Origin of the sequence: Streptomyces sp. NPDC058291, assembly GCF_042880855.1 — a bacterium.
Classification (GTDB): domain Bacteria; phylum Actinomycetota; class Actinomycetes; order Streptomycetales; family Streptomycetaceae; genus Streptomyces.
This window is the reverse complement of record NZ_JBHVYK010000113.1, coordinates 1-23,715: the sequence shown is the minus strand read 5'-3', so window position 1 is coordinate 23,715 and position 23,715 is coordinate 1. Positions and strand designations below refer to the sequence as shown.

The following is a 23,715-nucleotide window of genomic DNA, read 5'->3' as shown; positions in this document are numbered from 1 at the left end:
GCGGCGCGGCCTGCCTCCTGTCTGCGCCCCGGCTGGCCGCGCCCGGCGGCGCGCTACGTGCAGCGGGCAGAAGCAAGGAAGCCACCCGCAGGTCAAGGACATGCCTCCGGCGGGGGCGCTCAAGCTCCAGGATGGCGGGGGCGCCGTTCGCGAGTGCCGGCCGTGAGGGGCTGGTGCGGGAGCTCCCATCCCGTCTGCCGTCGACCCAGGCAGAGCCGAGCAGGCGCGGCCCAGGGCGTCAAGGTCGTTCGTACAGTGGCGCGCTCCACCTTGACGCCCTGAACCACGCCCGCTCCACGGTGTGTGGGTCGACGGCAGACGGGATGGGAGCCGGGGCTAGTGGCCATGGACGCTGGAGGGTTGCAGGCGACCGTCACAGCCAAAGAATCAGCGCGACGATCACGAAAAGCACAAGGAAGGGGCCGGCTATTGCCTTACGAAGCTCCCGTTCACCTTTTCCGGGAAACATGGGGTCGTCGCCTTCGTCGGTGAACTGGATCGAGGAGGCTGCTTTGTCGGTCAGGATGTCACTCGCATCCCGGATTAACGCTGCGGCCGCCTTCACATCACCTGATTTCTTTAGCATCGCGTCTACTTTAGCCAGCATCTCGGGCGAGGAAACTGCCAGACGCCTTACGTTTTGCTTGGTCTCCTCATCAATTCCTTCATTTCTGATAATTGTTTGAAATACGCTGCCGTTATTGGTCTGGATGTACTGATCAATCGCCGTCCCGGTCATGATCCCCTCCGCCGCATGTCGTGTTGCTCACCAGTGAGGGCGCACGGTCCAGGCTTAGGCGAAACGATGATGCGCACTCGCCTCCACTCTTGGACTGCCCGAGCGGGCCAGCCAGGATGAGTGCGATCAAGACGGCGGCGACAGCCGACACGGTGGCCACACCCACCCGCGCAAACGGATTGAGTGCCTGGCCTATCGTCTTGACCAAGGTGGGGTACTTGTGCGTGACCCACAGGACGAAGACCACGCCGACGAAGGCGAAGACGAAGACTCGATCCCGCACGAATGCCCCGACATGCTCGTCGGAAGACAGTTGCACCAAGTGTGCTATGAGCCATTCCAGAGCTGGCAATACGTAAGGGAAGTATCTATTGATAAGTTCGAAACCAAACAAGGCTGCCAAAATGGCTAAGACGGCACCGAATGCGTAATAAGCGATTCCAAGCCATCCCGCGTTACTGAATGCAGGAAGCTTCACCGCTTGCCATCGCGGTAATTAGTCTGCGACACGCTGCCATTGTTCGTCTCAATGAACTGCCCGTTGACAGTGACGCCACCCGACCGTGCGTTATGAGAAGGGGGAGTGTTGGCGGTGCCGCCGTCCGGCTGCGTGTTGCTTACAGGAGGCGTAGGAGTCGGGGCGGGGGTGGGGTCGGCGGTAGGGCGTGAGCGTGTCCACCGAGCGGTGATCACAGCGCCGCCGAGTAGGAACGCTCCGCCGATCAAGGCGGTGACTATCTCGATCATGGAGCCCCCCAGAGCGTCCGCCAACGGTCATCAAAATGCTACCTGCTACAGGTAGTTGAGGACCCAGGCATCCGTCAACGAGGACACGCGGCAGCGAGGCGCAGCAACCAGTCCCGTCCATAACCGTCTGGACTCAGCACATGTTGATCATGCGAACGGTGACAGGCCCTTGTCCTCCAGGTGAGCGAGCAACGAGTCAAGGCATGCGTCTGGCGTGGCCAGGTCAGCACGGAAGAACGAGTCCTTGCCGAGCTGCCCGCCGCTGACGATGACCATCCACGCCGCCCGCCGCTCAACCATGCGGTCACCGTCGACCTTGAAGACGGTCGTGACGCCGCGCTCGGCCAGCCACTCCATCAGTTCAAGCATGTCCACTCGCACCCCTCCGGAGAGATCATCCCACCCCTAGGGCACGGGCCCCTGGGCCGTCCCTGGGCCGTCCGAAGCTGACCAACGCTGACAGTCAGCACCCAGGGGTGACCACCCCCACCCCGCTCTGGCCTGGGGCCCCGGCGATGATCTGCCACACTGGACGTGTTATGCCTGCACCCGGAGAACTGGCAGCTGACGGTCGGGTTTTCCACCTGCGCATCGCGGTCGGTTCGAGGCTGGTGTTGCCAGCGGGACCGTCGCTGGGCCGGCCGTGGCCCGGCGTCATTTGCGCTTAAACGTCGTGTGTTGGTACGGCGCAGCTGATTGTGTACCCTGCCCCGGCAGCAGAGGTAGCTACCAGCCTAGGTCGGCCATGCGGTCACGTAGCCGGCGGTCGCCGAGTTGGATGACCTTGGCTTCGGGAGGGACGTCAGGTCTTGGGCGTGCGAAGGCGTTGGTCACCATGATGAACTGGCAGCCTTGGCGGCTGAGGTGGTTCATTTTTTTGTAGAGACTACTTATCGCCCCATAATCGTACGCTCCCGTTGGTTCGTCGAGAAGATACAGGCGATATTTCGATGGTTCGTCTAATGCTATCGAAAGTTGATTTCTTCTCGTATGCCTACTTGAATTTGTCGGCCCCATGTAAAAGCAATCTTCCGGCGCGAATCCTTCACCCAGAAGGATCTCAAGATTCCCAGCAAGGTATCGCGCCCATTTAGATTGATTAAGTGTTTGATGCAGCCGGCGCCCTCTGACGGCACCCAATTGAATGGCCAAAGCTTTCAGCAAGAGCGTCTTCCCTGTTCCATTATCACCATGTATTACATTGATACCGGAGCTGAAATTAATCCCTCGCCGCAATGTCGCGATTCCAGAGGGCGGGTTCTCCATGCTGTAATCGTGAGGAACGCGTACAGCGATTAGAGATCCGTTTTCGCGTGAATCGGCTTCCTGTCCTAGAGGTGCTGTATTCGCACTTCTAGGGTGGCTGACCGCAATTGGATGTTCGTTTCCTGTGGCTTCGACCAAACCCCTGCGAGCCAGGCTCCGTTCGGCGGCCCATTGTACTGTTGGTGCGGGATCATCTCGCATCGCGAGAAGGGCATTAGTGACGGACGTGTCGCTTGGCCAGCCGATACCAAGCCCGTTCACGGCGACTTCTCGAATGCCTACGTCTTTGGCGCGAAGAAGCGCAAGCAGAGCATCTCGAGTAATGACATCGCCCGACCAGTTTTCAAGCAGCACCTCAATGGCGATTTCCCGTACGTGCTGTACAGCGTCTTGAAGGAGAGGCAATACCGCGTTCCGGGCAAACGGATTCTCTGGCCACCCCTCCGCGAGCCCCTCAACGGCGATTGCTCGTACTTCCGCAGAGCGATCCTGCGTTAAAGACACAAGGGCGTCGAGGGCATCGGCATCGTCCGCCCACGCTTGCGCCAATCCCCATACGGCGATCGTCCGGACCTTTAGCTCCCTGTCGCGGGTGACCGCAATGAGAGCCTGGCGGGCAACTGGGTCTTCAGACCAGGTACGTGCCAAATTCAGGACCGCGATTGCCCGGATGTCTGATTGGTCGTCGACGGTCATTCGTGCGAGAGCGTCGCGAGTCTTCGGGTTGCGGGACCAACTCCTGATAAGCGCACGGAGGGCCGTCTCGCGGCTAGGTGCGTCAGTGAGTTGAGTGGCTGCCAATAGGGTTGCGAATTCGTCGATCGGTGATGTATGGGTGTCGGATCGGATGTATTGCTGCAACTCGCGGGTTTTACGTTCTTCAGTGTTGTTAATCTCTTGAGCCTTACCCAAAGCGTCAGCGATGTCCGCAAGTGCAGGTTGCGCCATGGTAGCCGTCGATAGAAGCCCCTGCTGAGGCAGGGCAGGGCCTACCGGAAGGGACTTCACCTCAGTGACGTCGGGGTGCAGAGATAAGCGGTGCACATTATTGTGAGCCTGCTCCCACAGAGTTTCCAGCAGGGCGCGGCGTTCGTTTACGCGGGCGAGTTGATCTTCGGCTGTGGCCTTGTGTCTCAGCGCTTGAAGTCGCTGGTTGGCGGCGACATCTACGGTCGCTGACTCGGCGCTGTTCCGGAGTACCTGACGGTGCTGGGTGTCGATGTCCATAACGATATCCCGCAGTGTGCTGATGATCTGCAACAGTGTGGTCATCAGCAACTGGGCATCGCTCAGGGCCCATCGAAGCCTGTCCTCGGTGCGGTGAGCACGTTCGAGTTCGAGCTGTGCCTGGAGAGTAGCTACAGCTACTTCAGTAGGACCTTGAGTTGTAGATGCTGGTGATTTTATCGAACGCCGCTTCTGACGATACTGACGAGCAGCGGTCAGTAGGCCGTCCGCCACGCAACACAGCTCCCTGTGGAGTTCCGGCCGAATGGAAGCGGCGCTGCTGGTGATCTCTAGGAACACCTTGACGAAGCGTTTCGACGGCAGAGAAGCCGTTCCTTTAAAGAGTCGATCGAGGTGTGACTTGGAAAACTTCATGTCGCTCACGGGATCGACTGGTGGCTCTTGCCCAGCCTCTATCCGCGCCCTTTCCTGATGAGCGCGGTACTGAAAGCGCTGTTCGATGTCCCGTGCGCTGAGGCACGCTGCTTGGCTCTGGTCTCGCAGGAACCGGCCCAGCGCCACGTCTGGTTCTTCGTCGTGCCCTGTTGTCCGTGTCATGTTTTCCCCTGTCCCTGCTCTGTCCCAGCGGCGTCCCTGGGACAGAGCAGGGGCACTGGATGTCGACCCAGCTCAAGTGCCCGGAGCACGCAGTGAGTCCCAGGCAGTCCCGATGAAGGTTGGGGGCGCCCTGCCCCATCACGATTCTCGCCTCAGCGACCTACGCAGGTCCCCAACTTCACGTAAATGCGCTGAGGAGAGCAACAGTGGCTACGCCCATCCACGACATCGCAAGCCCGGATACCGTCACCCTGAGCGGTCAGGCCAACGGGATCGAGCATGTGCTCCTGCTGGCCGTACCGGAGTTCATCGGTGGACTTGCCGCCATGCTCGTCAGCGCCGTAGTGACGTGGGCCTTTCAGAAGTGGCGCAGGCGTGACACGCCCGACATCATCGACGACGACATGCCCAGCTGAAGCAAACACGAGGGCCACCGGAGGCCGATGGCTTCCGCGTGATCTTGGGTGACTGGTCGTATGTGTCGCCGCCGGCCTTGGTCCAGTCCGAGCGCGGGCGTCGCCACGGCGCACCGCTCGGTCCCCCATGACGCTTCTCGTCCCCCATAAGCACGGTCTGACCAAGCAGGTCCCCGGGGGGGGGCACGCACAGGATGCGCGACAGCCCGGCAAGCATGTCGATACGCGGGTGAAGAGCTTTCAGTCAGTCCTCTTTCTCTTTCGCCTTCGGCTTGAACGTCATCTGTATGCGGGCAAGCGTCGCTATGGAACCGAGTAGCTTGACCCGCTTACTGAAGCTGCGAAGGTTGACTTTGCTGAAAGTCGGCAGATCCTTGGGGAGTTGCTGCTTCCCGTCGAACGCTATTGCGTAGGTGACGAATTTCGGAGGCATGGCAGATGCCACGCCGACAAATCCGACGTCTATCGACCGCACGGCCTCTACAAAGGCGTTCCTGTACTCAGCGTCTGAGATTATCGTTTGAGCAGACACGAAGCCTTGGGAAAATAGATGGCTTAGCGTCTGGCTTCCCGTGTATTGTTTTACGTGAATCAAGTAACCATCTGAGTGCAGAAGGTCGCAAGCCTCGACCTGATCGCCATCTTCGGCAAAAAGCGGATATCTATCTAGGCATATGAGGTCAGGTCGACGTTCAGTTGCCTTGACGTTATAATGCTTCTCCCAGTTCTTCCGATAGCCCCAATCATCCCACGTGCGCAATTTGAGGATGGATGTGACGTCCTCTATCTGAGCTAGATCTTGGTCTAGCTTTTCAGAGTATTTCTCTGCCAGCGCATACCACTTCCCGAGCGTAAGCAGATAGCGCCTGTCTTGGTCTCCAGCCTCGAATATGAGCCAGTGCCTCAATGGCTTGGCCATGCTCACAGCTTGGCCGTTTGCGTCGCGAGCCTGCACCTTGATATCGGCAAGACTGGAGACGCCATACTTTCCGGGGAATTCGAACAGTGCGCCCCGGAGCGCGTCGAGACTCATAGTGTCGAATACGTGAGACAGGTCGTTTTTGTAAAGGATAAAGTCGTGGATGTTCTCCACCGAAACGTCGTCGGGGGGAGCGACGGAGAGTATGTGTACTTCCAGAGCGCTTACGCCTAGTTCGTCAAGTGGAGCTCCTTGAGGCTTACGGGCCCGCGACTTGAAGAGTTCATCGACGAGCAGTTTCTCTAGATCCTTGACTATTTCACTCTTGACCCGTAGGGGTTCCAGCGAATCAATGAAGGCGAGGTCTTTCGACGCTGATCCTGTTTCAGCGGTTTCGAGCATTTTTTTCAAGGTTTCACGAACCTTCTTCAGATCCGTGTCTAGCTTGAAAGAGACGGAGTCCGTTGCGACAACAGCGCCCAGCTCGGGAAACTCCATTCCCGAGTCAAGCCTACCGACGAGCTTTCGAGTGAACTCGCCATCTAGCTCAACCTCAAAATCGCTGATCGATGAGTTTGCTGGAATCTGAACCCACTGAGATCGAGCGGAGGAATCGATCCTTCGGCTTCCAATGCCACTCATGGCGTTGCTGTCAAATCGGCGAGCGGCAAACTTCAGGCCGAAATTTGCCTCCACCCAGGACCACTCAAGTGTGGAACTTCCGTAGCCGAAACAGAGCGCAAACGTGCGATCTCCTATAGGGAGGAATATGACGAGGCGATTTGAAAAGTTCTGGACCGCCTCCAATTCGGCGAATACGGGAGACAGTAGTTTTGCCCAGGCCGGCGTGTTCGGGGACATGTCTCGCAGGTAAGCGACACAGCCTTCCGGGGCCGATGTCGACTCGGCAAGCTTCGTCATACCGGAGGTGCCGCCCGGCCGGTACTGCGACCTCAGCGCTTGTTCGGGCGACTCAAGGCCTTCCCTCAGCAGGAAGCAGTTGAAACGCAGCGTCGGAACCTTTTCCGGCATGACTCATCACATCCCCCAAGCAGCAGTAAAGGGATTTGTAGCATGGTAAGTCGACCAGGGGAACTAGCTCAACAGGGGCGTATTTTTATACGAACAAGCATTCGCCTGCGGGTGGGTGTCGGAGAGACGGCGGAGGGTGCGACTTCTATCCACCGAGCGGGTGCTATTGACGCTGTGTTTCGTCCGCTGGCAGCAGCCTCCGACCGACGCTTGATCCGACCTGTGATCATCACCGCATGAGCGACCAGGACTTCGCTGCCCTACTAGCGCAGGTGATCCCTGTGATCGTGTTGGCGATCATCGTCGAAGCTCACTACCAGCACGATCTACGGATCAAGCATGGGACGGGGCCGAGCGGTTGGAACGACTTTGATCTCTACTTCCAAATGGTGAACCTCACCATCATGGCCTTCCTGGAAGTTGCCGCCCTGATCACAGCCCGCAGTCAGCGACCGGCAGCTGTGATCAGGTGGGTTGCAGGTCTGCCCGGAGGTATCACTGTCGGGATCTTGGTAGTCGTGATGATGCAAATCTATGTCGAAACCCTGGTGACGGCGTACGAAGGGAAGCTCTGGGCCCCTGCCCGGGTAAAACGAGCCAGCCGGATCGTTCTCTTCCTAGCGATCGCCGCAGGTGTGGGGGGCATCATCGCGGTCACCGTGAGCGACGCAGACCGCCCAAGTACCGCTCCATGTCGAGAGGGGTGTGTGACAGGTCTAGAAGGCGGCGATGCTGGCCCGATCGTGCGGGGAACACGAGGATAGGCGGAACCATGCCGCCAACCGAATAGGCACCGTAGCCCGTCCGCACCAAGGCCTCACCTGGCGAAAAACAGACCTCGCGTCGTCCGTGGCCTATTCGTGGACATCGGGATTCTCAGGAGACGCTAAGAAAGGCCTGACCTGCGGAGGTTCACGAGACACATGGGGCCTCCGGAGCCGTTGCAGTGCTGCGACTTGAAGCGGCCGTTACGGCTTCTCTGGCCGACGACACCGGTAGCGTGGCTGAGGCCGGTTGGGGTGCGGCGAGGCATACGCGTGCGTGGTCGGTCGGCGCACCCGCCGTCGTGGCTGGCTGTCGTCGGCTGGGGTTCAGACCGTCGAAGAGGGGCCGCTTTCTCTGTTCCGGTGCGCCCGGTCTCAGTGGTAGCCGGCATAACGCGGCGGGGAGGGGAGCCGAGTCGTACTCGGGCTCCTCTCCCCGGTTGAGACGGAGGGTTGTCGGCGGCAGGTGTTACTTGCGGCCGCTGTTTCAGAAGCGGGGCGGTTCGCTCACCCCCAGGAGGTGACCGCGGCTGGTTGCTACGCGGAGCACGTCCCGGAGAACCCCGGTCAGTTCCCCGGTCAACCGGCGTAGGTCCTCCGGGTCCGTGTCCTGGTCGTCGAGGGTGTTCGAAGCGTGCTCCAACAGCATCGCTGCCGTGTCGAGCTGCTCCGCTTCGATATTGTCTGCCAGGCGGGACATGTAGCCGCCCTTGTCATCCGTGCTCAGGTAGCAGGGCTTGCCCTCCGGGCCCGACCACGGAAGCAGGCGCAGTTCGTTTTGTGTTGTCACCCTGGCGTCTGCCTCTCGTCGGACGTGTGGTGGGTGGTGAAGACTGCGTCGGCTCGATCCCCTGGGAAGACCAGAAGGGCCGCCTCGACCACTCGGCCGGTGAGGTCGGTCGCGACGCGTGTGATCGCCAGAACTGGCGTGACGGAGTTGGTTCGCAGGGTCAATGACTCGTCCGGCGTCGGTGGGCGGGCGCAGACCGTTTCCCGGACAACGGCCGGCGGAGGGCCGAGTACGGCGAATCTCCTGGCTGCCTCCGGGCACGAAGGTTCGTCGTCGAGCACTCCGGCCAGCGCCAGGTCGCGGGGGATGTAGATGCGGGCCAGTCCGTGCGGTGACTCCCCCTCGTGGCTGACGCAGAAGAACTCCGCGAGTGGGCTGCCCGTCGGAACCCTCAGCAAGGTCGTCAGGTGTCCATCGGCTTGGACCGTGGCGGTGCGGACGGTGACGCGTAGGGCCGCTTCGGCGGCGGTCCACGGGTCCAGCGTCCCCCAGCCGCCGACGTACATGATCCGGCGGAGGGGGCGGCGGACGAAGTTGCCCTTGCCGTGGATCTTCTCGACGAGGCCTTCGCCCTGGAGCACCGAGAGAGCACTCCGCAGCGTCGCTGTGCTGACCCTGTACTGACCCGCCAAGCCGGTTTCGGACGGGAGTCGTTCGCCGGGCTTGAGATGGCCGGTCGTGATCTGGTGCCGGAGGTCGTCGGCGATGTCGTGGTGGCGAGGAGTCACGGACCGGATCACCGCCGCCTCATCATCCGCACGGCAACGAGCCGGGTCCGCGTGTGTATGGTCAGCAACTCGCCTGAGTCGAAGAGGATTTGCTTCGCCCCCTGGGAGAGCTGGAAGAGATCCTGCACCCGGCAGGCTCGGCCACCGAGTTGGATGATGTCGCCGCGCTGCACGGTGGCCGCGGTCACCTCGACGTTGGATGCGAGCGTGCCGCCGGGTACCCGCTCCCTCACTGCTGCACCTCCGAAGGCGTCGTCCGGCCGGGCATCGAATGACACGGGCAGTCGCACGCCTCGTAGACCACCGGGAGGTCGACCGGCGCCGAGGCCGGGGAGGACTCCGCGCAGGCGTGGTGGGTGCCGATCCGGCATGCGGCCGATCGGTAGGGGACGGCCGAGGTGTCCGTAACGCGGGTCTGTCGACGGGGAGGCATCAACGGACTCCCACCAGAGCCGACCACGCGTCGGCCGGCAGATAGGGGGCGACGACCACTTCACGCGTCCTCACACGCTTCTCCCAGGCCAGCACGTACGGGCGGACGAGTGCGATGTCCTCACCCCTGAGCGTTTGCCGGTGGTCCACGCCGTCGGAGGCACGCCAGCGGGCGGCCGTCGTCCCGTCCGGAGAAACGGAGGAGGCGGGAGTAGCCAACGGCCCGGAGGCCGTTAAGGGGCGCCGGTGCCTGCCCCTGGGGAAGTGCCGCTCTCTGGTGAGCGAGACGGCACGGCGGATACGGTTGAGCACGCTGCTCAGCTCCTATCGCTGATGGCCCGGTCCCCCGACATCGCCCGTCGTGGGGACCACTTTGCGTACGACCGCCCAGAGGGTGCGGCCGTTCATGCTGGTGGCGAGGAGGCCGAAGCGGTCGGCTTCCGCCACCACGTCCAGGACCTCCCGCCACGATTCGGTGGAGAGCGCGTCCGGCACCTCCGCTTCCACCGACGTGTGCCGGGGGTGTTCCTCCACTCGCGTGAGCAGCCCGAGGGCGGACAGCCGGGCGGCGAGGGCCGCCGCGCTAACTCCCGAAGCGGGCACAGGGCAGCCTCCGTCACCAGCGATCACCTTGAGTGAAGCTAGTTAACTAGATTAGAGCTAGTGGACTAGATTTTCCATATGCCTGAGCAGCCGCCCTATCTCCGCATCGCCGACGAACTCCGGCGACGGATCGCGGAGCACGTGTGGGAGCCGGGAGACCGCCTGCCCTCCCGCGCCCAGATCGGCGAGGAGTACGGCGTGGGCGAGAACGTGGTCCGCCGGGCTCAGGAGTTGCTGATCTCCCAGGGTGTGTTGGAGGGCCGCGCAGGATCGGGCACGTACGTCGCCGAGCCGCGGCAGCGCGTGCGGGTGGTCCGTTCCTCGGCGCGCGAGCAGCCCAACGGGTCGCCCTTCCGCGCGGACATGAAGGCCGTCGGCAGGCAAGGGGACTGGGAGAGCCGGACCGACGCCAAGGTGCCTGCACCGGCGGAGATCGCCACGCGTCTCGGTATCGCCGACGGTGAGCTGTGCGTCCGTACGACGTACGAGTTCCTCGCCGACGGCAGGCCCGTGCAGTTGTCGACGAGTTGGGAGCCGTACGACCTCACCGCCGGCACTCTCGTCGTGCTCCCTGAGGGAGGCCCGCACGCTGGAGCGGGCGTTGTGAACCGGATGGCCGCGATCGGCATCACCGTCAGCCATGCCGTGGAGCAGCCGGAGCCGCGGCAGGCGACCGCCGAGGAGGCGTCGCTACTGGGTATCCAGAAGGCCGCGCTCGTCACGCACATCCGGCGGACGTACTACAGCGACGAGGGGCGGCCCGTGGAGACGGCGGACATCGTGGTGCCCGCGGCTCACTGCGAGATCGTCTACGAGATCCCGATCAACCGGTAGCCCCGCTTGGAGTTCGCCCTATGGCCGAGAGCGCCGCGTCCTGTCCCGAATGCAGCCAGCCCATGAAGTCCAGCGGTCTCTTGCTGTCCAGGCGGGACGAAGACGGTCGGAGGACCTGCCGGTCTCTGTGGCGGTGCCCCGATCGGCACACCTGGTGGCGGTGGGCGGACCGGCCGGAGGAACCGTTGGAGGTCTGCCCGGTTCCGGAGCTGTTTCGGTGACATCCAACGTTGACATCAACGAGGCCGGACGGCGGCACACAGCAGCACCCCCACGCGACCGCCGGACCAGCCGACGACGACCCCAGGCGCGGGCGTGGATCGAACTCCTAAAGCGGGTGTCGCAGGTTCGAATCCTGCCGGGGGCACAGGGAAAGGGCCAGCTCAGGAGGGTTTCCTCCCAGGCTGGCCCTTCGTCTTGTTCGGGTTCGTGCCACACGCGTGCCACTAGAGTCCACGCGGAGTCCACATCCCCTAGTCGGGGGTTGCCTCTCCCCCGCCCTCGCGGATCATGGCTGCGAGCCGATCGGCGATGGCCCGGTCACGGTCGCTGGTCATGTGCTGATAGATCAGCGCGGCGCGCAAGCTGCTGGGGCCCATGCGGGTCATCAGCTCACGGGTGCTGGCACCGGCGGTCGAGGCCAGGATGTTGCCGGTGTGGCGAAGGTCGTGAAAGTGGAGTGCCGACGTGACGGATGCCGCACCGTCGTTTGCCCCGCCGAGTGCCAACGCCGTGTCATCTCCCAAGGTCTCACCGCCGCGCTTCAGTCGGCGCGGCTTGCTCTGGACGACGGCATGGCAGCGTGGCTGAGGCCGGTGGAGGTGCAGCGAGGCACACGCGTGCGTGGTCGGTCGGCGCACCCGCCGTCGTGGCTGACTGTCGTCGGCTGGGGCTCGTGCCCCAGCCGTGCCAGATGCAGGGGTCAGCCACGGTCAACAGCGGATGCGTGGGGTTGAGTTGGCAGCCACCGCATCAGGTATCGAAGCCGCAGGTCAGTAGCAGGACACCCCAGCCTCTCTTCCTCCTGCCCCGTCACCGGCGGTGAACAGGCTGATGCCGGCCAGTCCTACTGCCAGTCCGGCATGCCGAACACCGTCCACCTCCACCATGAACGCCCACCCGGTGATGTCCCGCGACAGCCGCACGCCGTTCGCCTCGCGCCAACCGGTCATCAACGGGTTCAACCATGGCACGGCCCTGGTCATACCCGCTCGCTCCCCGTAAGGCGACCGAGGCGGTCCACCGCGCGGGCGGCGCCGAACTGGCCGCACTTCTGCCGCCCATCGACGGCGCGGGCACCTGAGAGGACCTCGTTCACGCCGGGTAAGGGGCGGCCTTGCGCGCTGAGTGGAGGGCGGCGGCCCACCAGGCCAACTGGTCGAGCAGCGTCTTGGCGTAGCCAGGGGCCTGTGGGTCGAGGGGACGGCCGTCCTGCCACGCCGTGAAGTAGTTCGGAAAGGCCAGTCCGTCGCGGATCGTGACGGCGTGCAACTCGGTCAGGACGTTCTCCAGGTGCAGCACCGCGTGCCGACCGCCCGCAGCGCCGCCGTAGCTGACGAAGGCGACGGGTTTGGCCGTCCACTGGGTGAAGTGCCAGTCGATGGCCGCCTTCAGCGACGCGGGATAGCTGTGGTTGTACTCCGGCGTGACCACGACGAACGCGTCGGCGTCCTCCAGAGCCGAGGTCAGCGCCGCCATTCCGGCCGGGCGGGGGTAGTCGTCGCCGGCGTGCTTCGGCGACGCCGCAGGCAGCGCCAGCGGGATGTCGATCTCGGCCAGGTCGACGACTTCTACCGCGAATCCACCGTGCAGGCCCGCCTGTTCGGCGACCCATGAGGCCACCACGGGGCCGAACCGGCCCTCCCGGACGCTTCCGACGATGATCGCCAGTTTGTGCTCGTTCTTCTCCATGCCCACCACGATCAGGCCGCGCCGTGGGCCCCAGCCAGACCGTGTTCAGGCTGGCCCCCGCAGGGCCAGTCTGAGCGTTCCGCGATCAGCGGGCAGCACCCTATGCTCCCCACATGGGCACGCCGTTAGGGGACTTCATCCGGGCCAAGCGCGACAGCATCCAGCCGGAATCGCTGGGGCTGCCGGTTCACGGCCGCCGTCGGTCACCGGGTCTACGGCGGCTGGATCTCGCCGCGCGGTCCGGCATCAGCGTCGAATACCTGACCCGCATAGAGCAGGGCCGTGACCGCAATCCGTCGGTGGCGGTCGTGAACGCGCTGGCCGACGCGCTCAGCCTCGACCCCGCCGAACGCGACCACCTGCGCTACCTCGCGAAGATCACTGGTGGCGAGTGTTCCGTTCACACCCGGCCCGCACCGCCCCGCCGCGATGTGCGTCCGACGGTCCTGGAGACCCTCCGCCTCCTTGAACCGGGCATCGCCGTGGTGACCAACCGGCTGGGCGACATCCTCGCCCACACCAGCGGCTACGAGTCGGTGATGAGCGGAACCGGGCTGCTCGCCGCCGACGCCCCGAACCTCACCCGCTACCTTTTCACCGACTCCCGCGCCCGAACGTTCTTCGTGGACTGGGAGGACGTCGCGGACGAGCAGGTCTTCGACCTGTGGCTCGCGCCGTCCGTCGAGAACTCCGAGTGGTTCACCGCGGAGCTCGCCCCCACCGCCGGCCCCGATTTCACGCGCCGCCTGAACGGTCATGTGGTTCCGCGACGTGGGGCTCTCCGCCTCAACCACCCCTCCGGATGCGAGCTTCGGCTGCTGCGCGAGACGCTCGAACTCTCCTCTGACGCCCAGCAACTGGTCGTCCTCCTTCCGGCGGACGAAGTCACGGCCCAGGCCGTCGACCGACTCCACCGCCGGTCTCCCGTCCGGCTCCGTGCCATCTCCTGACCCTCCTGACCCACCCTCGCCAGGGCCCTTTTCTCTGATCGCTTGCTCGGGGGCCCGGGGTTGTGTAGACAGGCGGCATGTCACGAGAGGCACGAAGGCTGGTCGCCTTGGGCGGGGTCGCGTCGGTACTGGGTCTTGCGTGCGTGGCAGGCCGGTGGTGGGTGGGCGAGTCCTGGGCCACCGTGATCACCATGTGCTGCTTCGAGGTGCTGATCCTGCTGGCTGTCGTGGGGACGCAGCGACTGCGGCGGAAGAAGCCGTAAGGCTACTCGGGTCCGACGCGCTGCGACAGCACAGGCAGGCGGGCGGACAGGCAGTGCGGGCAGGCGGGCCTACGGGGGGCCTCGCCCCCACCAAGGGTTCGCCGACGCCGCGGGCGCCGCCTCACCCGCCGCGGGTGAGAACGGACGGCCGCAGCCCGGACGGCCGGCCACCGGCGGCCGTAGACCGGACGGCCGGCCACCGGCGGCCGTAGACCGGACGGCCGGCAGTCGGCGGCCGTAGGCCGGACGGCCGGCAGTCGGCGGTCCGCAGTCGGCAGTCGGCAGTCGGCAGTCGGCAGTCGGCAGTCGGCAGTCGGCTACCGCGATGCGATCGGCGGACGGGGCGCCCTGGCCGCCCCAGGCACGTGGAGTTCGCCGAGGAACTCGGACTCGGCAGGGCTGCTGTGCCGCAGGCGGGGTACCCGTCCCCGCATGCTGGCTCTCGTGTACCGGTCCTATGACGCGGCGACGACCGTCTGGGCGTTCGTGCTGTCGCTGCTGGTCGTGCTGATCGCGGGCTGGTACGTGCAGCGCCGCAGGTAGCCGCAGGTAGCCGCAGGTAGCCGCAGGCCGCAGGTGAGTTCCCCCCGTGGTCTGCGGTGCGACGGCGGGCGCGCCGCCCGCGCTGGGCCCTGTCGTCCCGCCGCTACTTGAGCTGCGCGTCGGTGTAGTAGCCGCCCGCGACCAGGACGTACTCGTAGTTGCTCTTGTCGACGCTCGTGGGCTGGAGCAGGTGGGCCGGGACGGCCTTGACGCCGTTCTTGTAGGACCGCCGGTTGTTCACCTTCGGGGTCTTGTCTTTGAGTATGTCGTCGGCCATGTCCGCTGCCACCGCGGCGAGTTCGCGGACGTCCTTGTAGACGGTCTGCGTCTGTTGGCCCGCGATGATCGACTTGACCGAGGCCAGTTCCGCGTCCTGGCCGGTGATGACCGGCAGCGGCTTGCTGCCGGAGCCGTAACCGTCGGCCTTCAGCGCCGACAGGACGCCGATGGAGATGCCGTCGTACGGCGACAGGACGGCGTCCACCTTCCTGTTCGCGTACGACTGGGACAGCAGGACCTTCATGCGCCGCTGCGCGGTGGGTCCGTCCCAGCGCAGGGTGGTGACCTCGTCGAGCGCGGTCTGGCCGGACCGGACGACCAACTGCCCGCTGTCCACGTACTGCTGCAGCAGGTGCATCGAGCCGTCGAAGAAGAACTTGGTGTTGTTGTCGTCAGGGGAGCCGGCGAACAGTTCGATGTTGAAGGGGCCCTTGCCCTTCTCCAGGCCCAGCTTGTCGATGATGTAGAGGGCCTGGAGCCGGCCGACCTGCTCGTTGTCGAAGGAGACGTAGTAGTCGACGTTCTGGGTGCCGAGGATGAGCCGGTCGTAGGAGATCACCGGGATCTTCGCCTCGGCGGCCTGCTGGAGGACGCCGTTCAGCGACTTGTTGTCGATGGCGGCGATGATCAGGGCGTCGACGCCCTCCTGGACCAGCTTCTCGATCTGGGCGACCTGGGTCTTCGGGTTGTCCTGGCCGTAGACCAGCTTGGTGTCGTACCCCTTGGCCTTCAGGTCGTCGACGACGCTCTTGCCGTCCGTGAGCCAGCGCTGGGAGGCCTGGGTCGGCATGGCGATGCCGATGGTGCCCTCACCCGAGTGGGCCTTGGCGCCGCCCGCCGTAGTCTCTCCGCAGGCGGACAGGGTGAGAGCCAGGGAGACGGCCCCCGCGAGGGTGGCGAGGGCGGCTCTTCGGTTGCGCATGGTCATCGTTCCTTGTTCTTCTCGTCGTTGAGAGGAGGGCGGCGCGCCGGGCGGCGGCAGGAGGAAGGCGTGGACGCCCGGGGGCGACGCCCGGGGCAGGGGACGGCGGATCGCGATGGCGGGGCAGCAGGCGGTCGGACGTGCTGTGCCGGCGTTCCCGGGCGGGTCCGGGCCGGCTGCTCGGGGGGTGCGCACGGATGGGTGCTCGGCGCCCTGGACAGGCCGGACTTCGGGTGGGCGAAGAGGCGCGCCCCGGCGGATCCGCCCGGCGGCCTCGGAGACGTGCACGGGGCTGCCGAGGTCGTCGGCGGCTCTGGCGTGCACATGCTTCGAACCGGCGGTTCGGCGACGCGCGCCTGCGCGGACGCCCGCCTGCGCGAAGACCTCGGCGCTCAGGGGCCCTGGGGCCGCGGGGATCGGCGGTCGGCGCGCCGGTGTGGCTCTGCAGCCGGGTCTCGCCGGCTCTCGTTCTCGTGTCCGCACGGCCGGCGCGCGTCGGTAAGCAGGCCGGACTGCGCCACGGCGCTCCGACCACGCGGGTGCTGATTCCGTTGGCGCGCAAGGCACTTGCCCTTCAACCGTTCGAAATACCGTCACATGGTCGGCATGCTGGCGTGACAGTAAGAGGGGTTGCGCATGGTGTCAACGGGACGAACGACAACAGTTCGAAAAACCGTTGGAGGAACCATTCGCGGAACGGTCCACGAAAGGGCGCCGTGGTGTCGCGCAACGTCGTACGACACGACACGGAAAGGATTCGAAACATTCGGAATTCTTGATCGGACAAAAGGATCTTCCTTTCCGGGGATTGTTCGCCATTTCAACACGGCCGACTACCTCCACCTATCTGAACTGCGATGATGCGCCCTCAGAAGATGTCTACCCCTTTCCGAATGTTTCGAAATGATTGCCGAAACTCTTGACACCTGGCAGGGGCATACCAAAACTGTCGGTCAATCCGAGGGGCCGTCTCCGTCTGTCGGTCGCAGTCGGCCGCGGTCGGTCGCGCCGGCCCCACAGGGACAAGGAGGAAGCACGTACATGAACGCACCCGCACGTTTCAGACTGTTCCTCAGCTGTGTCTGCACCACGATCCTGGTCGCCGTCGCCGCGGTGACGTCGCCCGGCGCCGCGTACGCCGACACCGTCGTCACCACGAACCAGACCGGCACCAACAACGGTTACTACTACTCGTTCTGGACGGACTCGCCCGGCACGGTGTCCATGAACCTGGGATCCGGGGGCAGTTACGGCACGTCCTGGAGGAACACCGGCAACTTCGTCGCCGGCAAGGGCTGGAGCAACGGCGGCCGCAGGAGCGTGACCTACTCGGGCTCCTTCAACCCGTCCGGCAACGCCTATCTGTCCCTCTACGGTTGGACGTCGAACCCGCTGGTGGAGTACTACATCGTCGACAACTGGGGCACCTTCCGGCCCACGGGAACGTACAAGGGGACCGTCACCACCGACGGCGGCACGTACGACATCTACAAGACGACGCGGTACAACGCCCCCTCCGTCGAGGGCAACAAGACCTTCGACCAGTACTGGAGCGTGCGGCAGTCGAAGCGGACGGGCGGCACCATCACCACCGGCAACCACTTCGACGCCTGGGCCCGGGCCGGCATGCCGCTCGGCAGCTTCAACTACTACATGATCCTCGCCACCGAGGGCTACCAGAGCAGCGGCAGCTCCAACATCACGGTGAGTGACACCGGTTCGGGTGGTGGCGGCGGGGGCGGTGGCGGTGGGGGCGCGTGCTCCGCGACGCTCTCCGCCGGGCAGCAGTGGAGCGACCGGTACAACCTCAACGTCGCCGTCACCGGTTCCAGCGACTGGACCGTCACCATGAACGTCCCCTCCCCCGCCAAAGTCCTCTCCACCTGGAACATCACCGCCAGTTACCCCAGCGCCCAGGTGCTGACCGCCAAACCCAACGGCAGCGGCAACACCTTCGGCGTCACCATCCAGCACAACGGCAACTGGACCTGGCCCACCGTCTCCTGCGCCACGGGCTGACCGTCCGGTCCCGGCAACGGCGTCACGGCGGAACGGTTCGGGCGGTCATCCGTCCGGGCCGTTCCGCCGGAACGCCCGCTCCGCCCGCGGCTCCAGCACCCGACGGAAGGCCCATCGCACGGGTGGCGTGCACAGCAGGGCCGCGGTGAGGCGGCGACGAGGGTGACCGTGAGGGCGCCGACGGGCCGGTGGACCCAGTCGCGGCCGTAGTGGCCGTAGTGGCCGCACCGAGCGCGGTCGGCGCGGCAGGCGGCTCGGCGGACGGCTCGGCGGACGGCTCGGCGGGCGGTTAGGGGGACGGCTCGGCGGGCGGATCGGCCTGGGGTCGGGCGGGGCGCGGCGCCTCGGGTGCGGCGGGCGAGGGGGCGTCGTCGTCGGGGCGCCACCCGAGAAGGTCGCGCAGCAGCCGTTCGTCGTCGGGGCCGAGGCCGGAGACGAAACTGGCGAGCACCGCCTCACGGTCGTGCTCGGCGTCCAGGACCCTGCGCATCCGATGAGCGGCCAGGCCCGCCTCGTCCGAGGCGGGCAGCCAGACGAAGGAGCGGCCGCTGCGCTCGCGGGTGACCGCGCCCTTGGCGAGCAGCCGGGTCAGGATCGTGATCACCGTGGTGTAGGCGAGGCCGCCGTCCAGGCGCTCCCGCACCCATCCGGCCGTCGCCGGTCCGTCCGCCTCCCGCAGTGCGGACAGGACCGACGCCTCCAGCTCGCCCTGGGCCCGCCGCGGGTGACGCCGTCGGTGATCCGTCACGCCCAGTCTCCTTGCTTCGCCTTCTTCGCCTTCTTCGCCTTCTTCGCCGCGGCCCGTCCTCGGGTCGGACGTCGTGAGAACACCGGCCGTCGGCCCGGACCTCCGCCGGGGCACCTTCTCTACAGCATTGTAGAAGCATTCGTCCGAAGCATTCGTCCGAAGCATTCGTGCGGGCCGCCGACCGACCGCCGGCCGACCGCCGGCCGTCCGGCCCCCGCCTGCGAGGCGCGGGCGGCGGGTGTCCGGTGGGGCAGGGACGTCGCCTGGCGGCGACGGTTCATGAGGGAGTGTCGGCGAGGGCGGCCGGGTCCGGGCGCGCCGCGGGGCGGCGGGCGGCGGACCACAACGCCAGCGTCACCGCGATCGACAGGGCCGCCATCGCGGTCATCGCCGTCGCCGGTGAGGTGAGCTGGGCCGCCCCGCCCGCCAGGGCCGCGCTCACGCCCTGCAGGGTGAGCATGCCGGCCGAGTGCAACCCGAGGGCGTGACCGCTGAGTTCCGGCGGGGTGAGGGCCATCAGCCGCTCCTGCTGCACCAGGCTCGCGCCGAAGCCGACGGAGGCGAGGGCGACGCAGGCCGCGGCGAGCGGGACGGCCGGGTGCACGGCGAACAGGGTGTACGGGGCGGCCAGGAGCAGCAGCAGCGGGGTGGCCAGGCGGGGGCGCAGCTTCGGCGGGAGGAGACGGCCCACGAGCACGTCCCCGGCCAGCATGCCCAGGGCCGCGCACGCGAACAGCGTGCCCGCCGCCCCGGGGTCGTAGGGCACGAAGAGGGCCTCGCAGCCGACGACCAGACCGTTGGGCAGCCACAGCCCCAGATAGGTCAGGCGGCGGGGGCGGGAGGACCACAGGACGGCGTTGGCCCGCCGGGTCGCCGCGGCCGACAGCCGGCCGGCGGCCCGCGGCGGACGGGCGGTCAGCCCGAGGCGGGCGACGACGGCGGAGACCGCGTACAGCAGGGCGGCGATCAGGAGGACGGGGCGCGGGCCGAGGATGGTCACGAGCACGCCGCCGGTGGCGTAGCCGGTGATCTGCATCAGCCCGCTCATCATGTTGAACAGCGAACGCCCGGGCAGATAGCCGCCCTGGGCGCCACCGAGGATCTCGTTCAGCAGCCCCCAGCGGACCCCGCCGCCGAGGGAGGCGACCAGACCCTGGACGAGGACGACGGCGAAGACGCCCCACGTGGGCAGCCCCGGCAGCGCCATGACGGCCGCCGCCCCGGCGAACGCCAGGGAGAGGCCGGGCAGCGCCGACCGGGGAGGCAGCCGGTCGGCCCCCGAGAGGAGGACGGTCGCGCCGAGCACCTGCGCGAGCGACGGCCCGAACATGCTCACCGCCGACAGCAGCGGCGAGCCGGTGGCCCGGTAGACGAGGGTGCCCAGGGCGAGCCCGCTCAGCGTCTGGGCGGCGGTCTGCGCGGCGGAGGACAGGAAGAGGGGGGTGAACTCGGGGACGCGGAAGAGCTGGCGGTAGGAGAGGCCGGTCATGGGCGGAGTGTGGGGCGGGCGCGGGCGGGTCCGTTAGTGTTTCGCCGGCCCGCGAAACGTCGCGAGCCGTGGGGACGGCCTCGGGGGTGCGCGGGCATGGGCTGGTGGCAGGTGAACGCCGACACCCTGGCCCGCAGCCGGTTCGTGCTCTCGCCGCTCGCCGAGACCTTCGCGAGCCTGAAGCTGCTGCACAGCGGGACCGCCACACACCCCGGTGAGCGGGACTGGCTGCGCGCCCACCTTCCGGGCTACCGGGCGGCGCTGGCGGCCGACCCGGTGACCGCGCTGCTCGTGTCGGCCGGACTCGGCAGGAGCTGGATCGCCGACTTCCTGACGCCGACGCCCAGGGACGGCGAGAGCTTCGCGGAGGGCGTGGCCCGGGTGCGGGCGGCGGACCCGGCGGCCGCCCGGGACCATCTGCGGACGTCCCTGGCCGCCCCGCTGCCCGCCGCCCTGGACCGGGACGATCTGCCCGAGCGGGCGGCCGCGCTGCTGGAGCACGTGTGGGAGACGGACGTGCGACCGTACTGGGAACGGCGCCGGCGCGTCCTGGAGGCCGACGTCGTGGCGCGGACCGCGCTGGTCGGCCGGGGCGGCTGGGCCGCCGTGGTCGACTCGCTGCGGCCGGGCACGCGCTGGCTCGGCGAGAGCCGCTTCCAGGTCAACCTGCACGAATACCCGCCCCGTGAGATCTCCGGCGCGGAGCTGCTGTTCGTGCCCGTCACCCCGAAGGCCGGCTGGGTGGCGTGGGAGGGGCGCGAGCGGTACGCCGTGGTCTACCCGTGCTCCGGCGCGCTCGCCGAGGACCACCGGGACCGCGCCCGGGCCGTCCCGGCGGCGCTGGGCGCGCTCGTGGGCCCCGCCCGGGCGACGGTGCTGGTGCTCCTCGCCGCGCCCCTGAGCACCACCCAGCTGGTGGCCCTGACCGGCCAGGGCCTGGGCTCGGTCGGCCGCCACCTACGGGTCCTCCTCGACGCGGGCCTGGTGGAACGCCGCCGCGCGGGCCGCTCGGTGCTGTACTCCCGGACCCCGGCCGGCGAGTCCCTGGCCGAGGCGGCGGGCGGACGCCCCTGACCGGCCCGGGCCGCGTGAGCGGCATCCGCGACCGGGCGGCGTAACCGGCGTCCGCGACCGAGCGGCGAGTCCCTGGCCGAGGCGGCGGGCGGACGCCCCTGACCGGCCCAGGCCGCGCGACCGGCGTCCCCGACCGGCCCGCGTGACCGGCATCCGCGACCGGGCCGCGTGAGCGGCATCCGCGACCGGGCGGCGTGAGCGGCATCCGCGATCTGCACCCATGGTCCGCGGCCGTGACGGCAACCGGGGGCCGGGGGCCGGACAAGGCCGGGTCGGGCGGCGGGGCTAGCATCCGGGGCATGACTACTGATGCCGGCGCCTCTCCCCTCGACGTACCGATCGACGCCCTCAAGGGCGGTTCCGCGGACCTCTCGCAGTACGCGGGCAAGGCCGTGCTCGTGGTGAACGTGGCCTCCAAGTGCGGCCTCACCCCGCAGTACACGGGCCTGGAGCGGCTCCAGGAGCGGTACGCCGACCAGGGCTTCACCGTGCTGGGCGTGCCCTGCAACCAGTTCCTCGGGCAGGAGCCCGGCAGCGCCGAGGAGATCGCCGAGTTCTGCTCCGCGACCTACGGCGTGAGCTTCCCGCTCACCGAGAAGGTCGAGGTCAACGGCGACGACCGGCACCCGCTGTACCAGCGGCTCGTCGGTTTCGCGGACGCCGAGGGCCACGAGGGAGACATCCGCTGGAACTTCGAGAAGTTCCTGATCGGCCGGGACGGCTCCGTCGTCGCCCGCTTCTCCCCGCAGACCGAGCCCGAGGCCGCCGAGGTCGTCGCCGCCATCGAGGGCCAGCTGGGCTGACCGCCGCCCTCCCGTCCCGCGGTCTCCGGCTCGACCCCGCCCCGGAACGCGGCCGGGCCCTCTCGGCTAGGACGGCGATCTGGACGAGAGGGCCCTTGGGCGGTTCCTGTGCAGTTGTGTCGACGGCCGGCGGCCGGGGACGGAGGAGGGAAGTCCTCCGCCCTATGCCTTGACCGATGCCACGAAGTCGCTCCACGCGGCGGCGGGGAAGACCAGGTTCGGACCGTCCTGGACCTTGGAGTCCCGGACGAGAAGGGCCTGGACGGCCGGCGACTTGACCTCGACGCACGCACCGTTGCCCGTGGAGTACGAGGACTTGGTCCACGAGTGCGCGCTGCCCTGACGAATTGCCATGTTTTTGCTCCGGAGTGCAGTTGTTGAGTTGCTGTCCTCGCACCACGGACCCCCACTGCGGTCCCGCGGCACGTTCACGCCAACCTTGTTGCTCGATGGCGTGATCGACGCTACTCGCCAACATCGACTGGCGAAGCGACTATTCACTCGACCGGATGACATATACCAATGGAAACTTCCATGTTTCCCAGGAGGGCGCGTATCATGCGGCGCCTTCCGCCCAAACGTCCGTGATGTCGAACATCATCCCTGCTCAACTGCCTTACCGCACATATCCCTTGGCGATATCGGCGATGAACTGACGGGACTGGTCCACGTTCAGCGCCTGGGCGCGCAGATGCTCGTACATCACGCTGTACTTCTGCACGTCGTTCGGCTTCTCCAGATAGAGGTCGCTGGTGACGCCCTCGATGTAGACGACGCTGGAGTCGGCGGTGTCGGGGAACTCGAGGATCGCGTACTGGCCGTTCAGACCGGGGTGCGCGCCCATGTCGAAGGGGATCACCTGCACCGTGACGTGCGGCAGCTGGGACTGCTCCACGAGGTGCTCCAGCTGCTCCCGCATCAGTTCACGGCTGCCGACCACCCTTCTGAGCGCCGACTCGTCCATCACGCTCCACAGCCGCAGGGGGTTCTCCCCGGAGGAGACACGTTCCTGCCGACGCATGCGCACCTGCACGCGCTTCTCGATCTCCGTGTGCGCGGTCTCCGGCAGCGCGCCCGAGATCAGCGCCTCCGCGTACTGACGGGTCTGGAGCAGCCCGGGCACGACCTGCGGGTCGTACACGCGCAGGCTCGCCGCATCCGTCTCCAGACCGATGTAGACGCTGTAGGGGACGTCGCCGAAGGCGTGCCACCAGCCCTGCTGACGCGAGTCCTTGGCCATCTCCATCAGCGAGTCGACCATCCGCTGGTCCTCGACCTCGTACACCCCGCACAGGTCGCGGACGTCGCGCTGGCTGATGCTGCGCCGGCCGTTCTCCAGCCGGCTGATCTTCGACTGGGACACCAGCAGGCGCTCGGCGACCTCTTCGGCCGTCATGCCCTTGAGCTCACGGAGCCGGCGCAGCTCCTGGCCCAACCGGCGTCGCCTGACAGTGGGATTGACATTGGACGCCACGGGACGTGCACCTCCGGCTGCGTGTCTGTAACTGACACTTTGCGTATCTGCTGTTGAGCAGACTGCCACCAAGGTGCTTTCTACCGCTGGAAAACGGTGGTTATGCGGCCGGTACACGCCAGTTCGGATCAGCACTCTCACCGGCTCCGACACGCGTCCGCGCGGGGCGGTGCGATGCACCGCCC

General features: G+C 66.6%; 24 protein-coding genes and 1 pseudogene. 8 read left to right on the top strand and 17 right to left on the bottom strand.

Annotated features, from left to right (window positions below):
• Positions 1-373 precede the first annotated feature (373 nt).
• The 4 genes from ACFVYK_RS34550 to ACFVYK_RS34535 all read right to left on the bottom strand — a co-directional run bounded on the left by ACFVYK_RS34550 (position 374) and on the right by ACFVYK_RS34535 (position 4,354).
• Entirely contained in the window at positions 374-739 is a 366-nt protein-coding gene (locus tag ACFVYK_RS34550; RefSeq protein ID WP_389780686.1) for a hypothetical protein, read from the bottom strand.
• Positions 720-1,217 carry a hypothetical protein gene (locus ACFVYK_RS34545; RefSeq protein WP_389780685.1) on the bottom strand — a complete coding sequence of 166 codons (498 nt, stop codon included), beginning with the start codon at positions 1,215-1,217 and terminating at the stop codon, positions 720-722. The genes ACFVYK_RS34550 and ACFVYK_RS34545 overlap by 20 nt, the downstream gene beginning before the upstream one ends.
• A 416-nt stretch (positions 1,218-1,633) precedes the next feature.
• On the bottom strand, positions 1,634-1,855 hold the full coding sequence (locus ACFVYK_RS34540) for a hypothetical protein (RefSeq protein WP_389780689.1): 222 nt from the start codon (positions 1,853-1,855) through the stop codon (positions 1,634-1,636).
• 357 nt (positions 1,856-2,212) lie between these two features.
• The gene (locus ACFVYK_RS34535; protein ID WP_389780688.1) at positions 2,213-4,354 is read right to left on the bottom strand and encodes a HEAT repeat domain-containing protein; all 2,142 of its coding nucleotides are present in this window, start codon (positions 4,352-4,354) and stop codon (positions 2,213-2,215) included.
• 389 nt (positions 4,355-4,743) lie between these two features.
• Between ACFVYK_RS34535 and ACFVYK_RS34530 the strand changes: the two genes are divergently transcribed.
• Positions 4,744-4,953 (top strand): hypothetical protein, encoded by a 210-nt coding sequence (locus ACFVYK_RS34530; RefSeq protein ID WP_389780684.1) that lies wholly within the window; start codon positions 4,744-4,746, stop codon positions 4,951-4,953.
• 244 nt (positions 4,954-5,197) lie between these two features.
• Here the strand turns inward: ACFVYK_RS34530 and ACFVYK_RS34525 are convergent, their stop codons facing one another.
• Entirely contained in the window at positions 5,198-6,904 is a 1,707-nt protein-coding gene (locus ACFVYK_RS34525; RefSeq protein ID WP_389780683.1) for a DUF6119 family protein, read from the bottom strand.
• A 236-nt stretch (positions 6,905-7,140) separates the two neighbouring features.
• Between ACFVYK_RS34525 and ACFVYK_RS34520 the strand changes: the two genes are divergently transcribed.
• The gene (locus ACFVYK_RS34520) at positions 7,141-7,668 is read left to right on the top strand and encodes a hypothetical protein (RefSeq protein WP_389780682.1); all 528 of its coding nucleotides are present in this window, start codon (positions 7,141-7,143) and stop codon (positions 7,666-7,668) included.
• A gap of 487 nt (positions 7,669-8,155) precedes the next feature.
• On the opposite strand, the gene ACFVYK_RS34515 is transcribed toward ACFVYK_RS34520, so the two are convergent.
• The 4 genes from ACFVYK_RS34515 to ACFVYK_RS34500 all read right to left on the bottom strand — a co-directional run bounded on the left by ACFVYK_RS34515 (position 8,156) and on the right by ACFVYK_RS34500 (position 10,221).
• Entirely contained in the window at positions 8,156-8,458 is a 303-nt protein-coding gene (locus tag ACFVYK_RS34515) for a hypothetical protein (RefSeq protein ID WP_389780681.1), read from the bottom strand.
• A complete protein-coding gene (locus ACFVYK_RS34510) occupies positions 8,455-9,198 on the bottom strand; it encodes a GntR family transcriptional regulator (RefSeq protein ID WP_389780680.1) in 744 nt (247 codons plus the stop codon). The genes ACFVYK_RS34515 and ACFVYK_RS34510 overlap by 4 nt, the downstream gene beginning before the upstream one ends.
• The gene (locus ACFVYK_RS34505; RefSeq protein WP_389780687.1) at positions 9,195-9,419 is read right to left on the bottom strand and encodes a hypothetical protein; all 225 of its coding nucleotides are present in this window, start codon (positions 9,417-9,419) and stop codon (positions 9,195-9,197) included. The genes ACFVYK_RS34510 and ACFVYK_RS34505 overlap by 4 nt, the downstream gene beginning before the upstream one ends.
• Positions 9,420-9,942: 523 nt before the next feature.
• A complete protein-coding gene (locus tag ACFVYK_RS34500) occupies positions 9,943-10,221 on the bottom strand; it encodes a hypothetical protein (RefSeq protein WP_389780679.1) in 279 nt (92 codons plus the stop codon).
• Between the two features lie 78 nt (positions 10,222-10,299).
• Here ACFVYK_RS34500 and ACFVYK_RS34495 point away from each other — a divergent pair, with 78 nt between their 5' ends.
• A complete protein-coding gene (locus tag ACFVYK_RS34495; protein ID WP_389780678.1) occupies positions 10,300-11,055 on the top strand; it encodes a GntR family transcriptional regulator in 756 nt (251 codons plus the stop codon).
• Between the two features lie 473 nt (positions 11,056-11,528).
• Here ACFVYK_RS34495 and ACFVYK_RS34490 read toward each other — a convergent pair.
• The 3 genes and pseudogenes from ACFVYK_RS34490 to ACFVYK_RS34480 form a co-directional block, all read right to left on the bottom strand.
• Positions 11,529-11,756, bottom strand: a pseudogene (locus ACFVYK_RS34490) (site-specific integrase); the annotation flags it as partial.
• Between the two features lie 291 nt (positions 11,757-12,047).
• Positions 12,048-12,260 carry a hypothetical protein gene (locus ACFVYK_RS34485; RefSeq protein WP_389780677.1) on the bottom strand — a complete coding sequence of 71 codons (213 nt, stop codon included), beginning with the start codon at positions 12,258-12,260 and terminating at the stop codon, positions 12,048-12,050.
• A gap of 109 nt (positions 12,261-12,369) precedes the next feature.
• Positions 12,370-12,966, bottom strand: a complete 597-nt coding sequence (locus ACFVYK_RS34480; protein WP_389780676.1) for an NADPH-dependent FMN reductase — start codon at positions 12,964-12,966, stop codon at positions 12,370-12,372.
• 113 nt (positions 12,967-13,079) lie between these two features.
• Between ACFVYK_RS34480 and ACFVYK_RS34475 the strand changes: the two genes are divergently transcribed.
• Both ACFVYK_RS34475 and ACFVYK_RS34470 read left to right on the top strand, forming a co-directional pair.
• Positions 13,080-13,916: a helix-turn-helix domain-containing protein gene (locus ACFVYK_RS34475; protein ID WP_389780675.1), complete on the top strand. Its 837-nt coding sequence runs from the start codon at positions 13,080-13,082 to the stop codon at positions 13,914-13,916.
• A 77-nt stretch (positions 13,917-13,993) separates the two neighbouring features.
• Positions 13,994-14,179: a hypothetical protein gene (locus ACFVYK_RS34470; RefSeq protein WP_389780674.1), complete on the top strand. Its 186-nt coding sequence runs from the start codon at positions 13,994-13,996 to the stop codon at positions 14,177-14,179.
• A gap of 646 nt (positions 14,180-14,825) precedes the next feature.
• Here the strand turns inward: ACFVYK_RS34470 and chvE are convergent.
• Positions 14,826-15,923 carry a multiple monosaccharide ABC transporter substrate-binding protein gene (gene chvE, locus ACFVYK_RS34465; RefSeq protein WP_389780673.1) on the bottom strand — a complete coding sequence of 366 codons (1,098 nt, stop codon included), beginning with the start codon at positions 15,921-15,923 and terminating at the stop codon, positions 14,826-14,828.
• A 1,041-nt stretch (positions 15,924-16,964) separates the two neighbouring features.
• On the opposite strand from chvE, the gene ACFVYK_RS34460 reads away from it, so the two are divergent.
• Positions 16,965-17,942 carry a glycoside hydrolase family 11 protein gene (locus tag ACFVYK_RS34460; RefSeq protein ID WP_389780672.1) on the top strand — a complete coding sequence of 326 codons (978 nt, stop codon included), beginning with the start codon at positions 16,965-16,967 and terminating at the stop codon, positions 17,940-17,942.
• A 289-nt stretch (positions 17,943-18,231) separates the two neighbouring features.
• Here the strand turns inward: ACFVYK_RS34460 and ACFVYK_RS34455 are convergent, their stop codons facing one another.
• Positions 18,232-18,690 carry a BlaI/MecI/CopY family transcriptional regulator gene (locus ACFVYK_RS34455; RefSeq protein WP_389780671.1) on the bottom strand — a complete coding sequence of 153 codons (459 nt, stop codon included), beginning with the start codon at positions 18,688-18,690 and terminating at the stop codon, positions 18,232-18,234.
• 277 nt (positions 18,691-18,967) lie between these two features.
• Complete coding sequence (locus tag ACFVYK_RS34450; protein ID WP_389780670.1) at positions 18,968-20,179, bottom strand: MFS transporter; 1,212 nt, start codon at positions 20,177-20,179, stop codon at positions 18,968-18,970.
• Positions 20,180-20,275: 96 nt separating this feature from the next.
• Here ACFVYK_RS34450 and ACFVYK_RS34445 point away from each other — a divergent pair, with 96 nt between their 5' ends.
• The gene (locus tag ACFVYK_RS34445; protein ID WP_389780669.1) at positions 20,276-21,253 is read left to right on the top strand and encodes an ArsR family transcriptional regulator; all 978 of its coding nucleotides are present in this window, start codon (positions 20,276-20,278) and stop codon (positions 21,251-21,253) included.
• Positions 21,254-21,552: 299 nt separating this feature from the next.
• On the top strand, positions 21,553-22,056 hold the full coding sequence (locus ACFVYK_RS34440) for a glutathione peroxidase (protein WP_389780668.1): 504 nt from the start codon (positions 21,553-21,555) through the stop codon (positions 22,054-22,056).
• A 162-nt stretch (positions 22,057-22,218) separates the two neighbouring features.
• Here the strand turns inward: ACFVYK_RS34440 and ACFVYK_RS34435 are convergent, their stop codons facing one another.
• Positions 22,219-22,410 carry a DUF397 domain-containing protein gene (locus ACFVYK_RS34435; RefSeq protein WP_389780667.1) on the bottom strand — a complete coding sequence of 64 codons (192 nt, stop codon included), beginning with the start codon at positions 22,408-22,410 and terminating at the stop codon, positions 22,219-22,221.
• Between the two features lie 262 nt (positions 22,411-22,672).
• Entirely contained in the window at positions 22,673-23,530 is an 858-nt protein-coding gene (locus tag ACFVYK_RS34430; protein WP_389780666.1) for a helix-turn-helix domain-containing protein, read from the bottom strand.
• Positions 23,531-23,715: the final 185 nt, after the last annotated feature.